The organism is Ketobacter sp. GenoA1 (assembly GCF_003671475.1).
Lineage (GTDB): Bacteria > Pseudomonadota > Gammaproteobacteria > Pseudomonadales > Ketobacteraceae > Ketobacter.
This window is the reverse complement of the sequence record NZ_RCHM01000035.1, coordinates 1-1,332: the sequence shown is the minus strand read 5'-3', so window position 1 is coordinate 1,332 and position 1,332 is coordinate 1. Positions and strand designations below refer to the sequence as shown.

Sequence of the window (1,332 nt, the reverse complement as noted above, 5' to 3'; positions counted from 1 at the left end):
CATTATCGTAGGTTAATATTATAAATTCAAATCGTCTTTAAAAGCTATATAATTATGTTATATTACGTGTTACGTAATACGGTATTAAATAATCTGAAAGGAAATTCCTATGGCCCGCGCCGGAGTCACATATCACGATGTCGCCAAAGCCGCCGAAGCCATCAAAGCTCAAGGCCAGGAGCCAACGGTGGATCGGGTTCGAGAACATTTGGGCACCGGCAGCAAAAGCACGATCGCGCCACTACTCAAGCGCTGGCGTTCCGATAACGGGGACGCGGCCGATACCAATGGACTCCCGAGCGACTTGGTGGAGGTCGTGAAATCTCTCCACGAACGAGTGCAGCAGATGGCCGACCACCGCATCGAGCAGGCCCGACAGGAGTTCAAAGGGCTGAATGAAGATCTCCGGAAAAAGCTCGACGACGCCAGCAACGCGATTACGCAGCTCACTGCCCGCCAGAAAGATTTAGAAATCCAGATCGGGCAACTTACCAACGAAGTAGACCAGAAAACTCAGGCTCTGGAAGATACACGCATCAACCTGACCAAGGCAGAGATGCAACGGGACGAGGCTATTGCCCGGACCGCCGATTTGAAAGAAACCGTCACGGAACTCAAGCAGGAAAACCGGGATATCCGTGACCATTTCGAGCATTACCAGCAGCGAACAGCCGAAGATCGTCAACAGGAGCGCGAACAATTTCGTTCGGTTAACCAGGGATTGAAAGACCAGATCCTGGATCTGCAACACCGGCTCACCCAGGCCGAGTCAAGATCGTCCGAGCTGTTGGATGCCAATGCGCAGTTAGAAAACAATGCCGATAAACTTGAACAGGCCAATGCAACGCTAAACAGGGACCTAAACGGAAAGGTAGATGATATCCAGAAGCTGAAACGCGACCTTGAAGACGCCATGACGAAGAACCGGAAAAACCAGCATAAAAATGAGCAATTGGCAGAAAAAATATCTGCTCTCACTGTTCAGAAAGCAGAAGTCGATAAGGAAGTGGCCGTGTTATCACAGGCTTTGGAGGCCACCAAAACCGAATTGAAAACCACACAGGATAAAGTGACGTATCTGACCGACGAGAACAAAGCAATTCTTCAGGAAAAGGCGGTGATCCAGGGGCAATTTAAACAGCTCCAAGGTTCGCTATAATTATGGTCAAACTTGTCAAATTTGGAGGTTCTTCCACAAGGAAAATGGCAGGTTAGCGCTTTTGTACGAAAACCTACACTTGCAAGGACTCAAGAGGACTGAAACCGCAGGATCTGATTCTGACCAATAAACGACCATCTGGCTGTTTAATGAAGTAATCGTTGCCGACCCTC

The 1,332-nt window shown here is 48.9% G+C and carries 1 protein-coding gene; it reads left to right on the top strand.

Annotated elements, in window-relative coordinates; genetic code table 11:
• The first annotated feature begins 109 nt into the window (after nt 1-109).
• Nucleotides 110-1,159 (top strand): DNA-binding protein, encoded by a 1,050-nt coding sequence (locus D9N13_RS14050; RefSeq protein ID WP_114324239.1) that lies wholly within the window; start codon nt 110-112, stop codon nt 1,157-1,159.
• Nucleotides 1,160-1,332 lie beyond the last annotated feature (173 nt).